This is a genomic window from Bacillus sp. RSS_NA_20, assembly GCF_020165915.1.
GTDB lineage: Bacteria > Bacillota > Bacilli > Bacillales > Bacillaceae > Bacillus > Bacillus altitudinis.
Window position 1 is genome coordinate 665,389 of sequence record NZ_JAIUKW010000003.1, and the last position, 14,426, is coordinate 679,814.

Genomic DNA, 14,426 nt, shown 5'->3' on the forward strand with positions numbered 1-14,426 from the left:
TGACGGATTATTTCTTCAATCGTTTAATGATTTCGTTTGTGACCTCTTGTGTTTGATAAGCTCCGCCGATATCTGCCGTTAAAAAGCCGTCTGCTGTGACAGATTCAATCGTATCGAGAAGGTGTGTGCCTAATTCTTCCTCTCCGAAATGATCAAGCATGAGTTTAGCGGTCCAGATTTGTCCGATAGGGTTTGCGATCCCTTTTCCAGCGACATCTGGTGCTGATCCATGTACTGGCTCAAACATGGATGGATATTTGCCATTTACATTGATATTGGCTGCTGGTGCGACGCCAATACTACCCATTATGGCGGCACCAAGATCCGTCAAAATGTCACCAAATAAATTGCTGGCTACGATGACATCGAATTTCTCTGGTCTTGTGACAAAGAAGGCTGAGAGCGCATCAATGTGCTGAGAATCTGCCGCCACATTAGGGTAGTCCTTTTTGACGTCTTGAAACACTTCATCCCAAAATGGCATGGTATGCACGATGCCGTTTGACTTTGTTGCACTTGTTACATGCTTTCGTCTCTTTTCTGCTAATTGAAAAGCAAAACGCATCGCACGTTCTGTCCCTTTTCTAGAGAAGACGGCATTTTGAATCGCAAGCTGATCCTCCCCTTGATAAATCCGGCCCCCAATTTCACTATATTCGCCTTCTCCATTTTCTCTTACAACTAGTAGATCGAAATCTTTTGGCTGAGCAAGCGGAGAACGGATGCCCTTTAGCTGTTTTGCCGGTCTTACGTTAATCACCTGTTCAAATTCCCGTCTAATTTTTATGAGCAGTCCCCAAAGCGAGATATGATCAGGCACTAAGTTGGCATCACCGACAGCCCCTAAGAAAATACTGTCAAAGGCTTTCAGTTGTTCCAATCCATCCTTTGGCATCATCTCGCCATGCTCTAAATAGTATTCGCAGCTCCACGGAAAATCCTGAAAAGAAAAAGTCAGACCGCCATGCACCTCTGATATCGCTTTCAAAACACGTACTGCTTCTGGTACAACTTCTTTTCCTACCCCATCACCAGGTATGGTCGCAATCGAAAAGTGTTTCATTGTATTCTCCCCCTTATGAATGGTCGACCGTCGACCGATTAAATTGAGTTTACTAAAGAGTTCATGTTCTTTCAATAAACAAAAAGACGCTTTTTGATCAAAGCGCCTTTTTGTTCTGCAACTGTAATGGGACTGACTGTTTTTTTCTACCTGCTCCTTTTTTATCTGAAAGAAGCAATCCTCCCAAAGTCAGAGCTGTTCCGAGCAGTGACATGAAGGTCAATCTCTCATGGAGAACGATCATTGAAATGACCATCGTGATGATTGGAACGCCATAAATGTAGATACTCGATTTCACCACACCGATCGTCTTCACGGAAAAGCTCCATGTCAGAAAACAAATAGCAGATGCAAAGACGCCTAAAAACAGCAAGTGGAAGGCAAACGATGGATTCGTCAACCGCTCCCAGTCTAAACGAATCTTAAAATGCCAGATCAGTGGAATCATCCATAACAGCCCGTAAAAGAAGACACGTCTTGTCACCTGAATAATATGGTAGCCATAATTGATCATTTTCGATAAAATGGAATAAAATGCCCAGACAATGGTAGCCATAAATGCTAAAGCATCGCCGAGTGGATTCAATTGGAATGTCGTCATCCCGTTCAAGCTAATCAGCACAATTCCCGTCATCGCAATGAAAAAACCGATAAAAAACCGGCTATGTAGCGGCTCATCTTTTAATAAAAAATAAGACAATAGAAAAGAGAAGAATGGGACAACGGAGCTGATAACACCTGCATTCGAAGCGAACGTATAGGTAAGTGCAACATTTTCTAAAAAATAGTATAAGACCACACCGCATAACCCTGCGAGCGCAAACATCCCTTCATGCTTTCTATGCTGCACCTTCATGGTGACTGGATAAATGATCATCAGGGCAAGGTACCCAAGGAAAAAACGAAAAAATAAAATCTCTGTTGGAGAAAAAGCCGTTAATAATATTTTGGTTGATATAAAGGTAGATCCCCATAAAAAAATGGTGAGCATGGCTGCTAGATGACCAAGAAGCTGTTTATTTTTCATTTTGCTGTTACCTGCTTTGCAAAAATTTGCTGATACTGCCCTGGCGTAAGCCCAATAAATTCCGAAAAGAAATGAGTCAAATGACTTTGATCAGAAAATCCAGCGGCAGCAGCTACATCTATTGGCTTCATTCCTTGGGCGAGAAGTTCCTTCGCATAGTTCACCCTGATTGTCTGTAAATAACGATACGGCGTAATTCCTCTGAACTTTGTAAAAGCACGCAGCAATGAATATTTGTTCATGGACACAAGCTCACCTAAGTCATCTAACGATATATTTTCCGTGAGATGTGTTTCAATATATTGCTGTACGTCTTGGACTTTTTGTTCATTGGCATTGGCTGCTGATGCTTTTTCCTCTGGTGTATCAGAATAGGTTTCGATCAATTGCTTCATCAAAAAGTAAAAGGCTTCCTGTTTATTCAAAGCAGGAGCTTCTTCTGTGATCATTTGATGAAGATCATATAATTGCTTTGCTAGTTCACTTTGTGAAACCACAGGGGCTTTAAAATGCGGCTTGTGCTGAAAGACCTTCTCCAGCACCTCTGGTTCAATATTTAAGCTGCGATAATCTAGCGGCATGTGATCAAATTGTTCACATGCGTGGTTATCGTACGGATTGAAAAGAAGGATATCTCCTTTTTCAATGATGTATTCTTGATTTTGGCAGAACATACGTCTTTGACCGCCTTCAATAAATCCAATCACATAGTATGGATGAAAATGTTTTGGGAACTTTTTGATGATGGCATGAAAGCGATACGCCTCTATTTGCAAGTCCTGGTCAAAATGGACTGTTCGTTCCTCTAGTATTCTCATGTCGATCCCCTCTTTTCACTGAGCTGATCATTAGTGTAGCACACCCTTTTTCTCTAGGATTGTACGATATTGACTTTTCGATGCAGGCTTGCCTAGAGGGAAGAACTTGGATAACATGAGACAAAAGATGATGTACAAAAGAGGGAATGATGGGATGAATTCATTCGAGATGGAAAGACCAGCACCTTATCACATGCAATTTTATGAACAGTTGAAGCAAATGATTTTTGATGGCCAGTTTCAGCCAGGAGAGCGCATCAATGAAACACAGCTTGCCAAACAATTTGGCGTAAGCCGATCACCGGTCAGAGAGGCGATGAGGCTGTTAGAAAAAGACGAACTTTTAATCGCGGATCATCGATCAGGCTATTCCGTCTATACGTTAACAGAGCGAGATGTCGAGGAACTCTATCAAGTCCGAATGGCTTTAGAAACGCTTGCCGTTAAGCTTGCCTGCAAAGAAGCCACAGATAGAGAAATAGATGACATTGAACAGGTGCTCACGAAGGCAGACGAAGCGATCAAACAGCAGCTGCCATCTCAGGATATCGTTCAGTTACACGAAGCGTTTCATCAAACAATCATACAAGCCAGTCACAATCACCGTTTATCTAAACAATTAAATCACGTGAATGCGCTCATTCATTATTGCCGCATCTTTCATTTTAGCGGCGGGGCTCGTGCTGAAACCATTCAAAGAGAGCATGCAGCCATCTATTCTAAAATAAAAAAGCGCCACTCCACAGAAGCCGTTCAAGCAATGACGGAGCATTTATTACATGATGTGGCGCATTTAAAGCAAGTACTCTCTGAAACAACCGAAAAGTAACGCGTGTCATTTCCCATTTTTTAAGCATTCGTTGAACATATTTTGAATTTTTCGTAGATTTCCGCATGTCCAGGCGATCTTTCGTTTATATTAGAAGATGAGAAACTAGCTTTTATACAGGAGGATTTGTATATGCATACAAGTATCAGCCGTCTGAGACAGGCGGGTTTTATTGAGGGTATGTCTCTTTTAACCCTTCTTTTAATTGCCATGCCTCTAAAATATTTTGCGGATATTCCGATGGCGGTCACCATTGTGGGCTCTCTTCATGGCGCATTGTTTGTGATCTATATGCTCATTTTGGCATATGTGACATTTAAAGTTCGCTGGCACTTGAAATGGTCCATCGCCGGATTCTTTGCGGCATTCATTCCTTTCGGCAACTTCGCCTATGATAAGGTGCTTCGCCAGTATGATACAAAAGCTTAATCAAAAGGGCTAAAACGACATTCGTTTTAGCCCTTTTTCTACACGCTGACGTATTTTTTAAATCGATGCATATTTCACAATGGCTGCTTGACGTGTCATTTCGTGATATGCCACCCATAATTCATCACCTGGCAGTACGCTAGTGATCGGATCGATTGGCTGTTTCACTTCATACATCACGCCATCTCTCTCAATCTGAATGATCGCTAACGGCTGGTTGCCGATGACACCGGAAAATGTGACATGGGTCACTTTTGCACTTCCTTGTTTCTCTTGCATAAGACTGATTTCTTTATCCAGCTCTTCTTGTTTTGTCTGCATCGTGATTTGAGTTCCTGGCGCGACCTCCATATGGTCAGGGATGAATTGACTGACCGTTTTTGTGATGGATTGATCTCCGCTAGAAACCGTCACATCCAGCATAATAGGCTTCTGATCATGAATTGTGACTGGATATTGCTTCACCCGTTGGATCGTTCCTGTTAATGTCACGTCTTTCCCCGAACGATTCCGCACTTCATGCCCATAGGCTGCCATTTTCAACTGACCGCTTATGTCAACGAGATCGGCTTTTTCTCCTGTTCTAAACTCAAAACCAGCGGCTTGAATCATCGGAATGGTATACCTTTTCTGATCTGCTTCAAATGTAAGTGATAAGACGGTGCCTCGTCCTACGGTTCCATATGATTCTATGTTTCTTAAAATAGCGCCTTTGATGAACTTTGGCTCGCTTGGCTGCGAGAAGTCATCCTCTTTTAAGAGCATCGCCTTTTTCTTTTTCGGATTGTAAAGAATAGCGATACGCTGACCCGGCTGCGGTATCTGAGTATAGGATACAACCGTTTTAACCGCCTTCTCGATATTTCTCCCATCATATTGAAATTGAAGCTGCATGTTGACCAGCGGCTGTTCGTTGATGTAGGTACCCGTTTCTTTGACAGATACAATATTGGCTTCTAATGTGACACTGTCTTTTATCTTGTTCTTTCTCACCAGCCTCAAAATCGGTGGCAGGAAGATCGCTAGCACAAATAACAGCAGTGGGATAAAGAGCCATATCGCCCAGTTGAGAATGAGTGGTCCGCCCTTCATGACATATTGTATAAAGGTGTCAACAGACGTTTGGTGGGCTGGACTGGCATTTTCGATTGAGATGACCTTTTGCAAAGGAAATTCCTTTAGCTGTTTGCTTTTCGTCTCAAATGCCCCCGTTAATTGGTTGCCAAGTGAATAATAGAGCCAATTGCTCTTCACATTTTTATGAAAAGAGAGATCTTCTTTTTGTAAAGATTCATATGACAACGACTGAGACAGCTTGCTGGCAGACGTCGCCTTATTCGTGCGATGATTATAAATATAACCAGTCAGCTTGCCTTTTGCTTCGTCCTTTGCTGTCGAGCCTAAAAGAAGAACTTCTTCTTCATTCAGCTGGTAGATAAAAGTTTGGTAAATTGGTTTTGGTGTTGGGACGACTTCCCCAAGCCTTCCCTCTGCATTCACTTTCCTTGGTCTTTTTGGATAGTTGGCTTCGACAGCGACAGCCACGTTTTGTGATGATCCGATCGTTTTTTGCAGCTGCTGCACGACTTTATCTTCGATGAGGCTGAACGGTTCTGCACTTTTGGAGACATAGACCCCAAGCTGATGCTTCTCATTTGAGATTCCGCTGACATACGCCTTTTGGTCATTTTTCAAAGTCAATTCAAACATAGGGAATGGGGTCTGCCCTCTAAAAGAATTCATGACGACATCGATGGAAACAGTTCTTGCTGGCAGCTTCAGCTCGTTGAGATTGTGGACATGAAACTGACCATTCTTTAGCTCACCGAGGACCGCAGCAGCGCCTTCCATTTCTCCTGTAAACACAAGACGTCCATTCCATTGATATGTATTCGTTTTTAAAAATGAGGGAATCTGTAAGTTTTGCTTGACGAGTTCTTTCTTTGCTCCGCTAGGAGACAGTTTCTCGATCAACAGCTGCTCGTCTTTATTTTTTAAAGCAATTAAGAGATGGTTCCCTTGAATGGATGGCAGCATTTCATTAAACGAATCGCTTGCTGTGGTCCATTCACTGATTCTTTTTCCTGATTGAGGATCATACATTGCAAAATGGAGCTGCTGGTTTTTTGATACAGCACTCACCACTCGTTTTCCTTCATCGAATGTAAACATTCGTTTGATGTCATACTCTGTTACTTTCCCTGCGGACAAATCATCTTGGTAATGGTTCCACACCAAGACACTAAGAATGATCGCTGGAATAAAGAAGACTATATACCTGAGGAAAATCACTGGTATTCTTTTCACTTGATCGCTTCCTTTCATGGAGTTCCTTTTTCTTATACGTCAGTGCAGCGAGAATGTTTCATGCTAGAAGAATACCATTCCAACTTTCTAAATCCATATTTTACATATTTGATTGTTTACGATAAAATCCAATCAGATTCAAAAAAAGGATGTTATCTCAATGGATAAGCTATCATCGATCATTCTAGCGGCTTGGCTGCGTGTTCCCCGTTGGTTCAAGCAAGGGGTGCTCGTATCTATTACCATTTTCTTTTTTTATATGTGCTTTGTAAAGGGGCTGACTGGCTGGTACACCTTGCCGCCTGTCACTTTGCTCGCATGCGCCATTTGTTCCTTCTTCATCTGGATGGTGTGGCTAAACAGTCAAAAAAACAAGTGAAAAGGAGAATTTCATGAAAGAATCCATCTTTTATTTTGCTATCTCTTTTGTTCTTCAATGGGTTTGGTTTGGGGTTGTGCATCCAGATAGAGGCGTGACACTGCTGGACATGTTGATCTTCTCTATTTTGTTTACGGTGATGTTCTTTTTTATTGGCCGGATTTGGAGGTATCAGAAGAAAGGGCGAAGTGAGTGATGATGAAGCATTTCCTCTTTCTGTCGATGAGCAGTTCTATTGTGAGCGGAGAATCCTGTTAAAGGTGATGTCATGCGGACGGTGTCCGCTTTTTTTCTTCCTTTTTCCTATTTTATTGTTTAAAACGTAAAAAGGCTGCCAAATAGATGGCAGCCCGTTTCTTACTCTTTTCATGCAAATAAATAATCAATGTTTAATCTCCGTCACGGAGTGTATGAATTAAGATTCGATCATATCAGTGTGTCATATGTGTTCCGAGTGAACCTACGTTTGAAAGTAAACGCCATGGAAGTTCTGGATAACAAGACAACGAAAGCCCTACCTCTCATTCGTCCTTACGGCTCCGAAGCCGTGCCAGTGTGAATTGTAAATCAAAACGTCTTTTTTCCATTCTTCCGCTTTTATAGGGGGGCGGTTGCAGAAGGAAAAGAATAAGTTTGTTCGCTTTGACAGCGTCTCGTTCTTATCAAGTAGAAGCTCTATTGCTTCTCATTATGTCATAGAAAAAAGAAAGTTTACTTTCTTTATTTATTTGCTATTTCAACACTTAATATAAAACTATAACACGTTCCCCCAACTTACGCAAGTGTTAAAGTGATAATTCTGCTGGTGTCCGGTTTCCTTCGTTCATATAACGAATGGAGGTTGGGTCAATCTTAAGGATTACTAGGTTTGGATCATCTTTTCCTTTAAACCATTTCTCCATCTCATCAGACCAAAGCTTGTCGATCAGTTCTGGATCATCAGTTAATGTGGCTTTACCTGCGATTTCTGCATATGTGTCCCCAAATCCTTCACCTGAATAACCAATGAGAATATGAACATTCGGATTTTTTTCAATCTCATCAGCTTTATGTGTTTCTTTGCTTGTTGGTGTATATAATGTCAGTCCTTCATGGAAAAAAGTCATATAGCGGGTATGCGGCTTATCTTGTTCAACAGTCGCCAATGTTCCGACTTTTTGTTCGTCTAATAAGTTCATTACCTTTTGCTTTAACTCTTCTTGTGACATGTATCTTCACTCCTTCAAAATGTCATCCGTACTCTTAGGTTTCCACGACAACCCATTCATTAAACAAAGAAATGTGTTTTTCATAAAAAGACATCTTCTAGCTGATGCTATAAAAAACGGATACATTGAAAGGGGAAATTGAATATGCATCATGAAACGATGTTCCATTTGAGTTCACTTGTTATTGCAGCGGTTGTTGTGGGCATTATCATATGGTCTGTCTCATCTGTACAGAAGAATCGGAAGAAATACTAAATACACCGCCCAATCAAAGCTGGGCGGCGTGCTATTGATCATGTATTCATAAAGGAACCGCCGTTGACGTGAAGTGTCTGTCCCGTCATATAAGACGATTCGTCCGAAGCAAGCAGTACATAGCAGCCTACATGCTCCACAGGCTGTCCTGGTCTTCCCATTGGGGTCTCGGCCCCGAAGTTTTCGACACTGTCTTCATCAAATGTAGATGGAATGAGCGGCGTCCAAATTGGACCTGGTGCTACACCGTTGACCCGAATTCCATCTTTCACAAGCGATTGTGCCATAGAACGAGTAAAGCCGTTGATGGCCCCTTTTGTCGCCGTATAATCAATGAGCACTTTGTTGCCTCGATACGGGTTAATAGATGTTGTATTAATAATGGAACTTCCCGGTTTTAAGTAATCGAGTGCCTTCTTCGTAAAATAAAAATAAGAATAGAAATTGGTTCTAAAGGTTTGGTGAAGCTGTTCACTAGAAATATCTTGAATACGTTCTTTCGGATGCTGTTCGGCCGCATTATTGACTAAGATGTCCAGCTTCCCAAAGGCTTCAACTGTCTTTTCTACCGCTTTCTCGCAAAAGGCTTCGTCCCCGACATCCCCTGCAATTGTTAAACATTTGACGCCTTCCTGTTCTACACGTTTTTGCGTATCCTCTGCATCCTCATGTTCATTTAAGTATACGATCGCGACATGAGCTCCTTCTTTGGCATACGCGACAGAAACGGCACGTCCAATTCCGCTGTCTCCCCCTGTAATCAGCGCTACTTTTCCTTTTAGCTTACCAGACCCTTTATACGATTCATCCTCATAGATCGGCGCAGGATTCATTTCTCTTTCACTGCCCGGCTGCTGATCCTGCGTTTGGCGCGGAATGCCATTTGTTAAGTATTCACGTAAATCCATGTGTAAGCTCCTCCTTGATTTGTTGATGTATCCTTTCATTACCACTTCATTTTTTTACTCAAACATCCCTATGCGTCATCAATGCGTTTTGAAAACTGACAGGTTTCAGGGTGGGAAAAATCGGTTACATAAACATGAAAAAGGAGCGTTCTCACATGCTATCAACCATTTCTAAAACCTTTAGCAGACCAAAAGGTTGGCTCGGAAGCATCGCAGGTTTTATTATGGCAAATGAAAATAAGGCACTGAATCAATGGGCGATCCAGCATTTAGATTTATCAGATGGTGAAAACATATTGGAAATAGGCTATGGCCCCGGCTATAGCATCAAACATATGCTCAAGCATTATGACGATCTTCACATTGATGGACTAGATGCTTCTTCAACTATGAAGGAACAGGCGCATTCGCGTATAAAGAAACGATCCAAAGAGAAGCAGGTCCGGCTGTATGTTGGGAAAATTGAAAGAACGCGCCTGCCGGCGGATCAGTATGACAAAGTACTTTCTGTTAACAATTATACGATTTGGGATGACCCAAAGGCTGGCGCACTCAACCTTTATCACACCTTGAAACCTGGCGGAACACTCGTCATTGTGATGCAGCCAAGAGAAAAAGGAGCGGACGCCAATCGGACAAAAGAAATGGGCGAAAGCATCCTCAATGACTTAGAATTTGCTGGTTTTGATCAGTTTTCTGTTGAATATGAAGAGATTCGTCCCACCCTTGCTGTCTGTGTCACAGCAAAAAAGCCGAGAAGCGAATAAGCTCTCGGCTTTTTTCTTACCATTTTGCCTCTTTGACAAATTGATAAAAAAGTTGATGTAATTTCTGTTCAATCTCTTCCTTTGTTCCTTGTCCATAAAGCGCCATGCTTTCTTCGCTTTCAATGATGGATGAACTGATCAGGCTAAACATTTCAGACCCTTCTTTGCCAAGCTCTAGCGGGGCCAGCATGAGGAGCATTCTGGACATGAGCTGCTGCCCGCCATCCATGCTTTTGATCTCGTATGCCTCATCAAGATCATAGATATGAAAGACCGGTTTCTTAATGAGATCATGCTTTAAGTGAAAAAGAGCAAACTCGGTTCCTGGAATGCCTAAACCACCTTGCTGCTCACGCTCAAGTAAACCGGCTGTCACTTCGTCTGCACGTTCTAAATAGCCTTGACTTTCAACCTGACGCATCAGCTCTCTCATTGTTGACTCATGCTGCTCCGTCGTCTTCTTATTTTCTATTGTAAAATGGGACAAGATGCTGCGAATCACTGACATATAATTCGTGATTTGCTCTGCCATTCCTATCATATCAACCGTTTCCTCCACCGATTCTTTTGCAGATTCCTGCGCTCTTTTTTTCTCAATCAGATAAGGAATTTTTCGTTTAATATGAGACTTGACCCGCACCGCGTCATCCTCGTTTAAGAGCGGGCTGACCATAATGTAATCAATATGCTCATAGGGGATCGGAACGGTTGATACGATCATGTCATAGCTTGCAGCGTCGATTTCCTTTAACTCCATTAAGGAAGATAGATCGAATTTGGCGATCTCAGGCAATTCTTTTTTCAATCGTGATGCGAGCATTTTGGACGAACCGATGCCGCTTGAGCAAACGACCAATGCATGAATCTTTGTTTCTTCTTTTTTAATTTCAAGCACCGAACCAAAATGAAGCACGATAAAGGCAATTTCATCCTCTGGAAATTCGATCTCAGGAAAGAAGCGCTCCACACCTTCTTCAATCGCCATGAACAGCAAGAAGTAGTCTTTTTTTATTTGTTGTGTGAGCGGATTGTAAATCCGCATCTTTTCTTTTAATCGGTTCATAGCTGGTTCAAGATGAGACACGAGTCCCTCATACAATGAATCGTTTTCATTTAAATGATAGCCTGTTTTATGAGAAATAAAGTCAATGAGTTTCTTCGTTCTCAGCGCGATATCTAACTCAATCTCATCAATGCGGTATTCTGCCGTAAAGCTTCGATTTGCACTGCGCAAATGGATGGTCATGTATCCAACCTCAGCTTCAGGAATCTCTACATTAAACATGCGTTCTAATGCTCGTGCGATTCTGAGTGAAGATTCAAATTCCTTCGTCCGCTTTAATTCAAGCAATTCTTCCTCTTCCATCCGAATGGTTTCACCGATTTGAATGCGTTCAATGGCATAGGTTAAGTGAACGACAAGTGCAATATAGGCACTATCTGACAACGAGAGAGAGAGTCTGTTTTTCAAATGAAAGAGCAGCCTTTCTACCTTGAGCAGCTGTCCTCGACTGACTACCCCAAACACCTTTTCAGTCGCTTTCGTTCGATGTTTAATATTCATCTCAATCGTTTCGAGAAATAATTGAATGTCGAGACGGTCGACGATCAGGTTCCCGACAATTTTCCGCTTGGCTTCCTCCGGTCCTTTTAATTCAATGCCGTACCCGCGCTTGCGGATGAGCAGTAAACCGTAAGGAGCGATCCAGTCCGTCAGTTCATCTAAGTCGTAGCTGATGGTCGCATTTGTAACCTGCAAGTCGGCTGCAAGTGTATATAATTTCACCGGTTCCTTTGCTTCGAGCAGGGCACACAGGATTAAGAGCTTCCGTTCATCAGAACTATATTCAATTTGATCTTCATTTGAAATATGAGACAGAAGCCGCTGTTTGTCTTCCTGTTCACCGACCGCCTTCAAGCCCTTCCCCGGCTGTTTATCAAGTGATAGGTTGTAATTCTTTAAAATAGGTTTAATGGATTTAAGTTCTCTATGAATGGTTCTTGTACTTACCTGAACAGAATCGGCGATCTCACGAATGGTGACATAACGATTTTGCTGAATCATATATTTGATCACTTTCTGTTCTCGTGCCGTTATGTACATGAAATGCCTCCTTCTGCTTAAATAGGTCTATTGTCACACTTTAATATAAAACGCTTTCACTAATTGATGCAACCTGAAGTTGATCTAAATTTGGCACACAGGCTGTGACAAAATGAAAGACTCACACGTTTCTCCAAAATGATGGTCCATAATCCTTTTGATGAAATTGAATCGTTTGTTCATGAAATGGCAGTGTGCCCCCGACCTTTAATGAATAGGTAGGGTTATAGACGGGAGAGCCAAAGCAATACTCCATCGTCCCTTCCTCCGGCCGAAACATGACGCTTCGCATCGTCCCAAACAGCTCTTCATAATTGTGCACAGTCAGACCAGCAGGGTATTCTGCCTGAAATAGTTCCGTAAGAGACTCGCTTGACGGCTGTTCTTCTAAAGCTTGAATTAACATGTCGTACCTGACAACAGAATGATGTTTCGTCAACCCTTTTGCCGTGTGATCAGCAAGCGGATGGTTCGTAGCCGCAATAAATCCACGCTCCGGCCTTCTCACCTTTTTTTGCCCATCAATCATTTCAATCACAGCCGCCTCTCCCTGCCGGTCGGCAAGCATTAGGTGAACATTTGACGCGACGGGCATTTCCTGTACAAAACGTACGGCATCCTCCACCATTTTACAGGACTCTAGCACAGCACGAATGACATGATATACTTGCAAGCCAGCAACAGCCGGCGGCTTTAAGCCTGGTTCGTTGCCAATAGGCGGACCGCATGCAGAAAATGTGACCGATAGACCATGCTCATTCATCCCATCAGATCTGCCAAATAAGATTAATGATGAGCCTGTATGGACTGCTGAGCCCTTCACATGTGTAGATACAAGACGCATATCATCAAACAGCGGAGAAAAATCATAGTTGCGTAGCATCACCGTTTGTTGATTGGCAGCCTCATTTCCCTGCATCACACAATGGGAACAGCCTGGCTGAAGATGCGAAGAATAGAAAAAGGTCAAATTGCTTTCATCCATTTGCATTTCATCACAAAATCCCGTGAGTTCTTCCTCTAACTGAGGAAGAAACGGTCGAATCAGCTGCTTCGTTTCCTTCACAGCCTCTTTTGATAACGGTTCTGATTGAATGTATTGTTTTTTAAGCAAAGGGTGCTCCTTCAGCCAGACAGCCTGCTGCTTTCCTACCTCATAAGCTGTTCCTTTCAATTCATGAAAATACGCGCTCATCTCCTGCATGCATACACCTCTTTTGTCTTTGTTTCTTTTATCATATCGAAACAGCCCTTCATTTAAAAGAATGAAAAAAACTGCAATCCCGCGGGATCACAGTTGCTTAGCGGATTGTTGAAACAGCGCTTCTGCCATTGCTTCATATCCTTTGTGGTTCGGATGAAATTGATCAATCGATAAGTATGCGCTTTGATGACCTTCAAATACACCGTAAATATCCACCACTTCTACATGTGGGTTCGCAGCAAGCTGGCGAAGGTGATGGTTGTATTGCTTCAGCCATCTCTCTGCGATCGGAATCTCAGGAAAAGGATTATATAAATTCAATAAATATACGCAGTATGGATGATGCTGCCCTCTTTTTATCAGAGCGATTTCTTGAACCATTTTGCTAAAATTCGCCTGACAATGCATAGACGCTTGCAGCAGTGTCTTTTCATCTTCACCTTTTTCATACTGCAGAACATCTTGAACTAGATCATTCCCGCAGCCTGTGATGGTGATGATGTCAGCATGAGCAATCGCCCGTCTTACATCAGACCGCTGAAAAAGCTGCAAGATCTCTTCCGTTGTTAACCCTGATTTCGCAAATACGGACAGTTTCACCGGTATATGCAGCTTCTTTTCAAGCTTCGCCGCATATCGCTCCGTAAAACCGCCGCCAAATAAACGTGCCCCCACCCCAACCGTTAAGGAATCTCCAATCGCAACATAGGATCGTCCCACTCTTATCCCTCACTCTCTCCTGCCTTCTCTTATATATACGAAAAAGAAGAACAAATGCTTGTAGCAGATGGCTTAAAGGCATCCACCTTTTTTTCAAAGACGCAGGATGAACGCATTTACAAACACTTTACTTGCGATATCGATCCATTTTTTGTTCAATGGGAGTAGGGTTTTTTTGCTTAAATCGCAGCTTTGAAGCGTTTCAGAAAAATTTACAAACTTTTTATCTTGATTTCAAGACTTTATACCTTGACTTCAAACTATATAGTGATTACAATGAAAATATCAGTTTTTATGTAACTGTGCTTGTTACATCTTTTTCATAGCATTCCAATATGATTAAAGATGCCACATATTCAGTGTATCTTTGGGATACGCTAAAAAAATCATTGAAACAGGAAGGATTGA

Annotated in this window: 14 protein-coding genes; 5 read left to right on the forward strand and 9 right to left on the reverse strand. The window is 42.2% G+C overall.

The window, feature by feature from the left end:
* Positions 1 to 7 precede the first annotated feature (7 nt).
* From LCD32_RS03625 to LCD32_RS03635, 3 genes are all read right to left on the reverse strand, one after another.
* On the reverse strand, positions 8 to 1,063 hold the full coding sequence (locus LCD32_RS03625) for a tartrate dehydrogenase (RefSeq protein WP_046342693.1): 1,056 nt from the start codon (positions 1,061 to 1,063) through the stop codon (positions 8 to 10).
* A gap of 97 nt (positions 1,064 to 1,160) precedes the next feature.
* The gene (locus LCD32_RS03630; RefSeq protein WP_224562775.1) at positions 1,161 to 2,090 is read right to left on the reverse strand and encodes a DMT family transporter; all 930 of its coding nucleotides are present in this window, start codon (positions 2,088 to 2,090) and stop codon (positions 1,161 to 1,163) included.
* Positions 2,087 to 2,908, reverse strand: a complete 822-nt coding sequence (locus LCD32_RS03635; RefSeq protein ID WP_046342692.1) for an AraC family ligand binding domain-containing protein — start codon at positions 2,906 to 2,908, stop codon at positions 2,087 to 2,089. The genes LCD32_RS03630 and LCD32_RS03635 overlap by 4 nt, the downstream gene beginning before the upstream one ends.
* Positions 2,909 to 3,062: 154 nt before the next feature.
* On the opposite strand from LCD32_RS03635, the gene LCD32_RS03640 reads away from it, so the two are divergent.
* Positions 3,063 to 3,737, forward strand: coding sequence for a GntR family transcriptional regulator (locus LCD32_RS03640; protein ID WP_046344934.1), 675 nt, complete (start codon positions 3,063 to 3,065; stop codon positions 3,735 to 3,737).
* Positions 3,738 to 3,869: 132 nt separating this feature from the next.
* Positions 3,870 to 4,166, forward strand: a complete 297-nt coding sequence (locus LCD32_RS03645; protein WP_008347156.1) for a DUF3817 domain-containing protein — start codon at positions 3,870 to 3,872, stop codon at positions 4,164 to 4,166.
* A 57-nt stretch (positions 4,167 to 4,223) separates the two neighbouring features.
* Here the strand turns inward: LCD32_RS03645 and LCD32_RS03650 are convergent, their stop codons facing one another.
* On the reverse strand, positions 4,224 to 6,473 hold the full coding sequence (locus LCD32_RS03650) for a hypothetical protein (protein WP_224562778.1): 2,250 nt from the start codon (positions 6,471 to 6,473) through the stop codon (positions 4,224 to 4,226).
* Between the two features lie 160 nt (positions 6,474 to 6,633).
* Here LCD32_RS03650 and LCD32_RS03655 point away from each other — a divergent pair, with 160 nt between their 5' ends.
* Complete coding sequence (locus LCD32_RS03655; protein ID WP_048002380.1) at positions 6,634 to 6,852, forward strand: hypothetical protein; 219 nt, start codon at positions 6,634 to 6,636, stop codon at positions 6,850 to 6,852.
* Positions 6,853 to 6,865: 13 nt separating this feature from the next.
* On the forward strand, positions 6,866 to 7,048 hold the full coding sequence (locus LCD32_RS03660) for a hypothetical protein (protein WP_008347162.1): 183 nt from the start codon (positions 6,866 to 6,868) through the stop codon (positions 7,046 to 7,048).
* A 589-nt stretch (positions 7,049 to 7,637) separates the two neighbouring features.
* On the opposite strand, the gene LCD32_RS03665 is transcribed toward LCD32_RS03660, so the two are convergent.
* Both LCD32_RS03665 and LCD32_RS03670 read right to left on the reverse strand, forming a co-directional pair.
* A complete protein-coding gene (locus tag LCD32_RS03665) occupies positions 7,638 to 8,060 on the reverse strand; it encodes a pyridoxamine 5'-phosphate oxidase family protein (protein ID WP_048002381.1) in 423 nt (140 codons plus the stop codon).
* 293 nt (positions 8,061 to 8,353) lie between these two features.
* Positions 8,354 to 9,223, reverse strand: coding sequence for an SDR family oxidoreductase (locus LCD32_RS03670; protein WP_008347170.1), 870 nt, complete (start codon positions 9,221 to 9,223; stop codon positions 8,354 to 8,356).
* Between the two features lie 155 nt (positions 9,224 to 9,378).
* Between LCD32_RS03670 and LCD32_RS03675 the strand changes: the two genes are divergently transcribed.
* On the forward strand, positions 9,379 to 9,990 hold the full coding sequence (locus LCD32_RS03675) for a class I SAM-dependent methyltransferase (protein ID WP_099496323.1): 612 nt from the start codon (positions 9,379 to 9,381) through the stop codon (positions 9,988 to 9,990).
* A 16-nt stretch (positions 9,991 to 10,006) separates the two neighbouring features.
* On the opposite strand, the gene LCD32_RS03680 is transcribed toward LCD32_RS03675, so the two are convergent.
* The 3 genes from LCD32_RS03680 to LCD32_RS03690 all read right to left on the reverse strand — a co-directional run bounded on the left by LCD32_RS03680 (position 10,007) and on the right by LCD32_RS03690 (position 14,018).
* The gene (locus LCD32_RS03680; RefSeq protein WP_099496322.1) at positions 10,007 to 12,094 is read right to left on the reverse strand and encodes a BglG family transcription antiterminator; all 2,088 of its coding nucleotides are present in this window, start codon (positions 12,092 to 12,094) and stop codon (positions 10,007 to 10,009) included.
* 121 nt (positions 12,095 to 12,215) lie between these two features.
* Positions 12,216 to 13,298: a C45 family autoproteolytic acyltransferase/hydolase gene (locus LCD32_RS03685; RefSeq protein ID WP_224562781.1), complete on the reverse strand. Its 1,083-nt coding sequence runs from the start codon at positions 13,296 to 13,298 to the stop codon at positions 12,216 to 12,218.
* A gap of 87 nt (positions 13,299 to 13,385) precedes the next feature.
* Positions 13,386 to 14,018 (reverse strand): GDSL-type esterase/lipase family protein, encoded by a 633-nt coding sequence (locus LCD32_RS03690; RefSeq protein ID WP_052320900.1) that lies wholly within the window; start codon positions 14,016 to 14,018, stop codon positions 13,386 to 13,388.
* Positions 14,019 to 14,426 lie beyond the last annotated feature (408 nt).

Excerpts from the sequence above, each read along its gene's own strand:
- LCD32_RS03635 (WP_046342692.1), bottom strand. The coding sequence starts at position 2,908 with ATGAGAATACTAGAGGAACGAACAGTCCATTTTGACCAGGACTTGCAA.
- LCD32_RS03625 (WP_046342693.1), bottom strand. The coding sequence starts at position 1,063 with ATGAAACACTTTTCGATTGCGACCATACCTGGTGATGGGGTAGGAAAA.
- LCD32_RS03670 (WP_008347170.1), bottom strand. The coding sequence starts at position 9,223 with ATGGATTTACGTGAATACTTAACAAATGGCATTCCGCGCCAAACGCAG.
- LCD32_RS03655 (WP_048002380.1), top strand. The coding sequence starts at position 6,634 with ATGGATAAGCTATCATCGATCATTCTAGCGGCTTGGCTGCGTGTTCCC.
- LCD32_RS03675 (WP_099496323.1), top strand. The coding sequence starts at position 9,379 with ATGCTATCAACCATTTCTAAAACCTTTAGCAGACCAAAAGGTTGGCTC.
- LCD32_RS03630 (WP_224562775.1), bottom strand. The coding sequence starts at position 2,090 with ATGAAAAATAAACAGCTTCTTGGTCATCTAGCAGCCATGCTCACCATT.
- LCD32_RS03645 (WP_008347156.1), top strand. The coding sequence starts at position 3,870 with ATGCATACAAGTATCAGCCGTCTGAGACAGGCGGGTTTTATTGAGGGT.
- LCD32_RS03685 (WP_224562781.1), bottom strand. The coding sequence starts at position 13,298 with ATGCAGGAGATGAGCGCGTATTTTCATGAATTGAAAGGAACAGCTTAT.
- LCD32_RS03640 (WP_046344934.1), top strand. The coding sequence starts at position 3,063 with ATGAATTCATTCGAGATGGAAAGACCAGCACCTTATCACATGCAATTT.
- LCD32_RS03680 (WP_099496322.1), bottom strand. The coding sequence starts at position 12,094 with ATGTACATAACGGCACGAGAACAGAAAGTGATCAAATATATGATTCAG.
- LCD32_RS03665 (WP_048002381.1), bottom strand. The coding sequence starts at position 8,060 with ATGTCACAAGAAGAGTTAAAGCAAAAGGTAATGAACTTATTAGACGAA.
- LCD32_RS03660 (WP_008347162.1), top strand. The coding sequence starts at position 6,866 with ATGAAAGAATCCATCTTTTATTTTGCTATCTCTTTTGTTCTTCAATGG.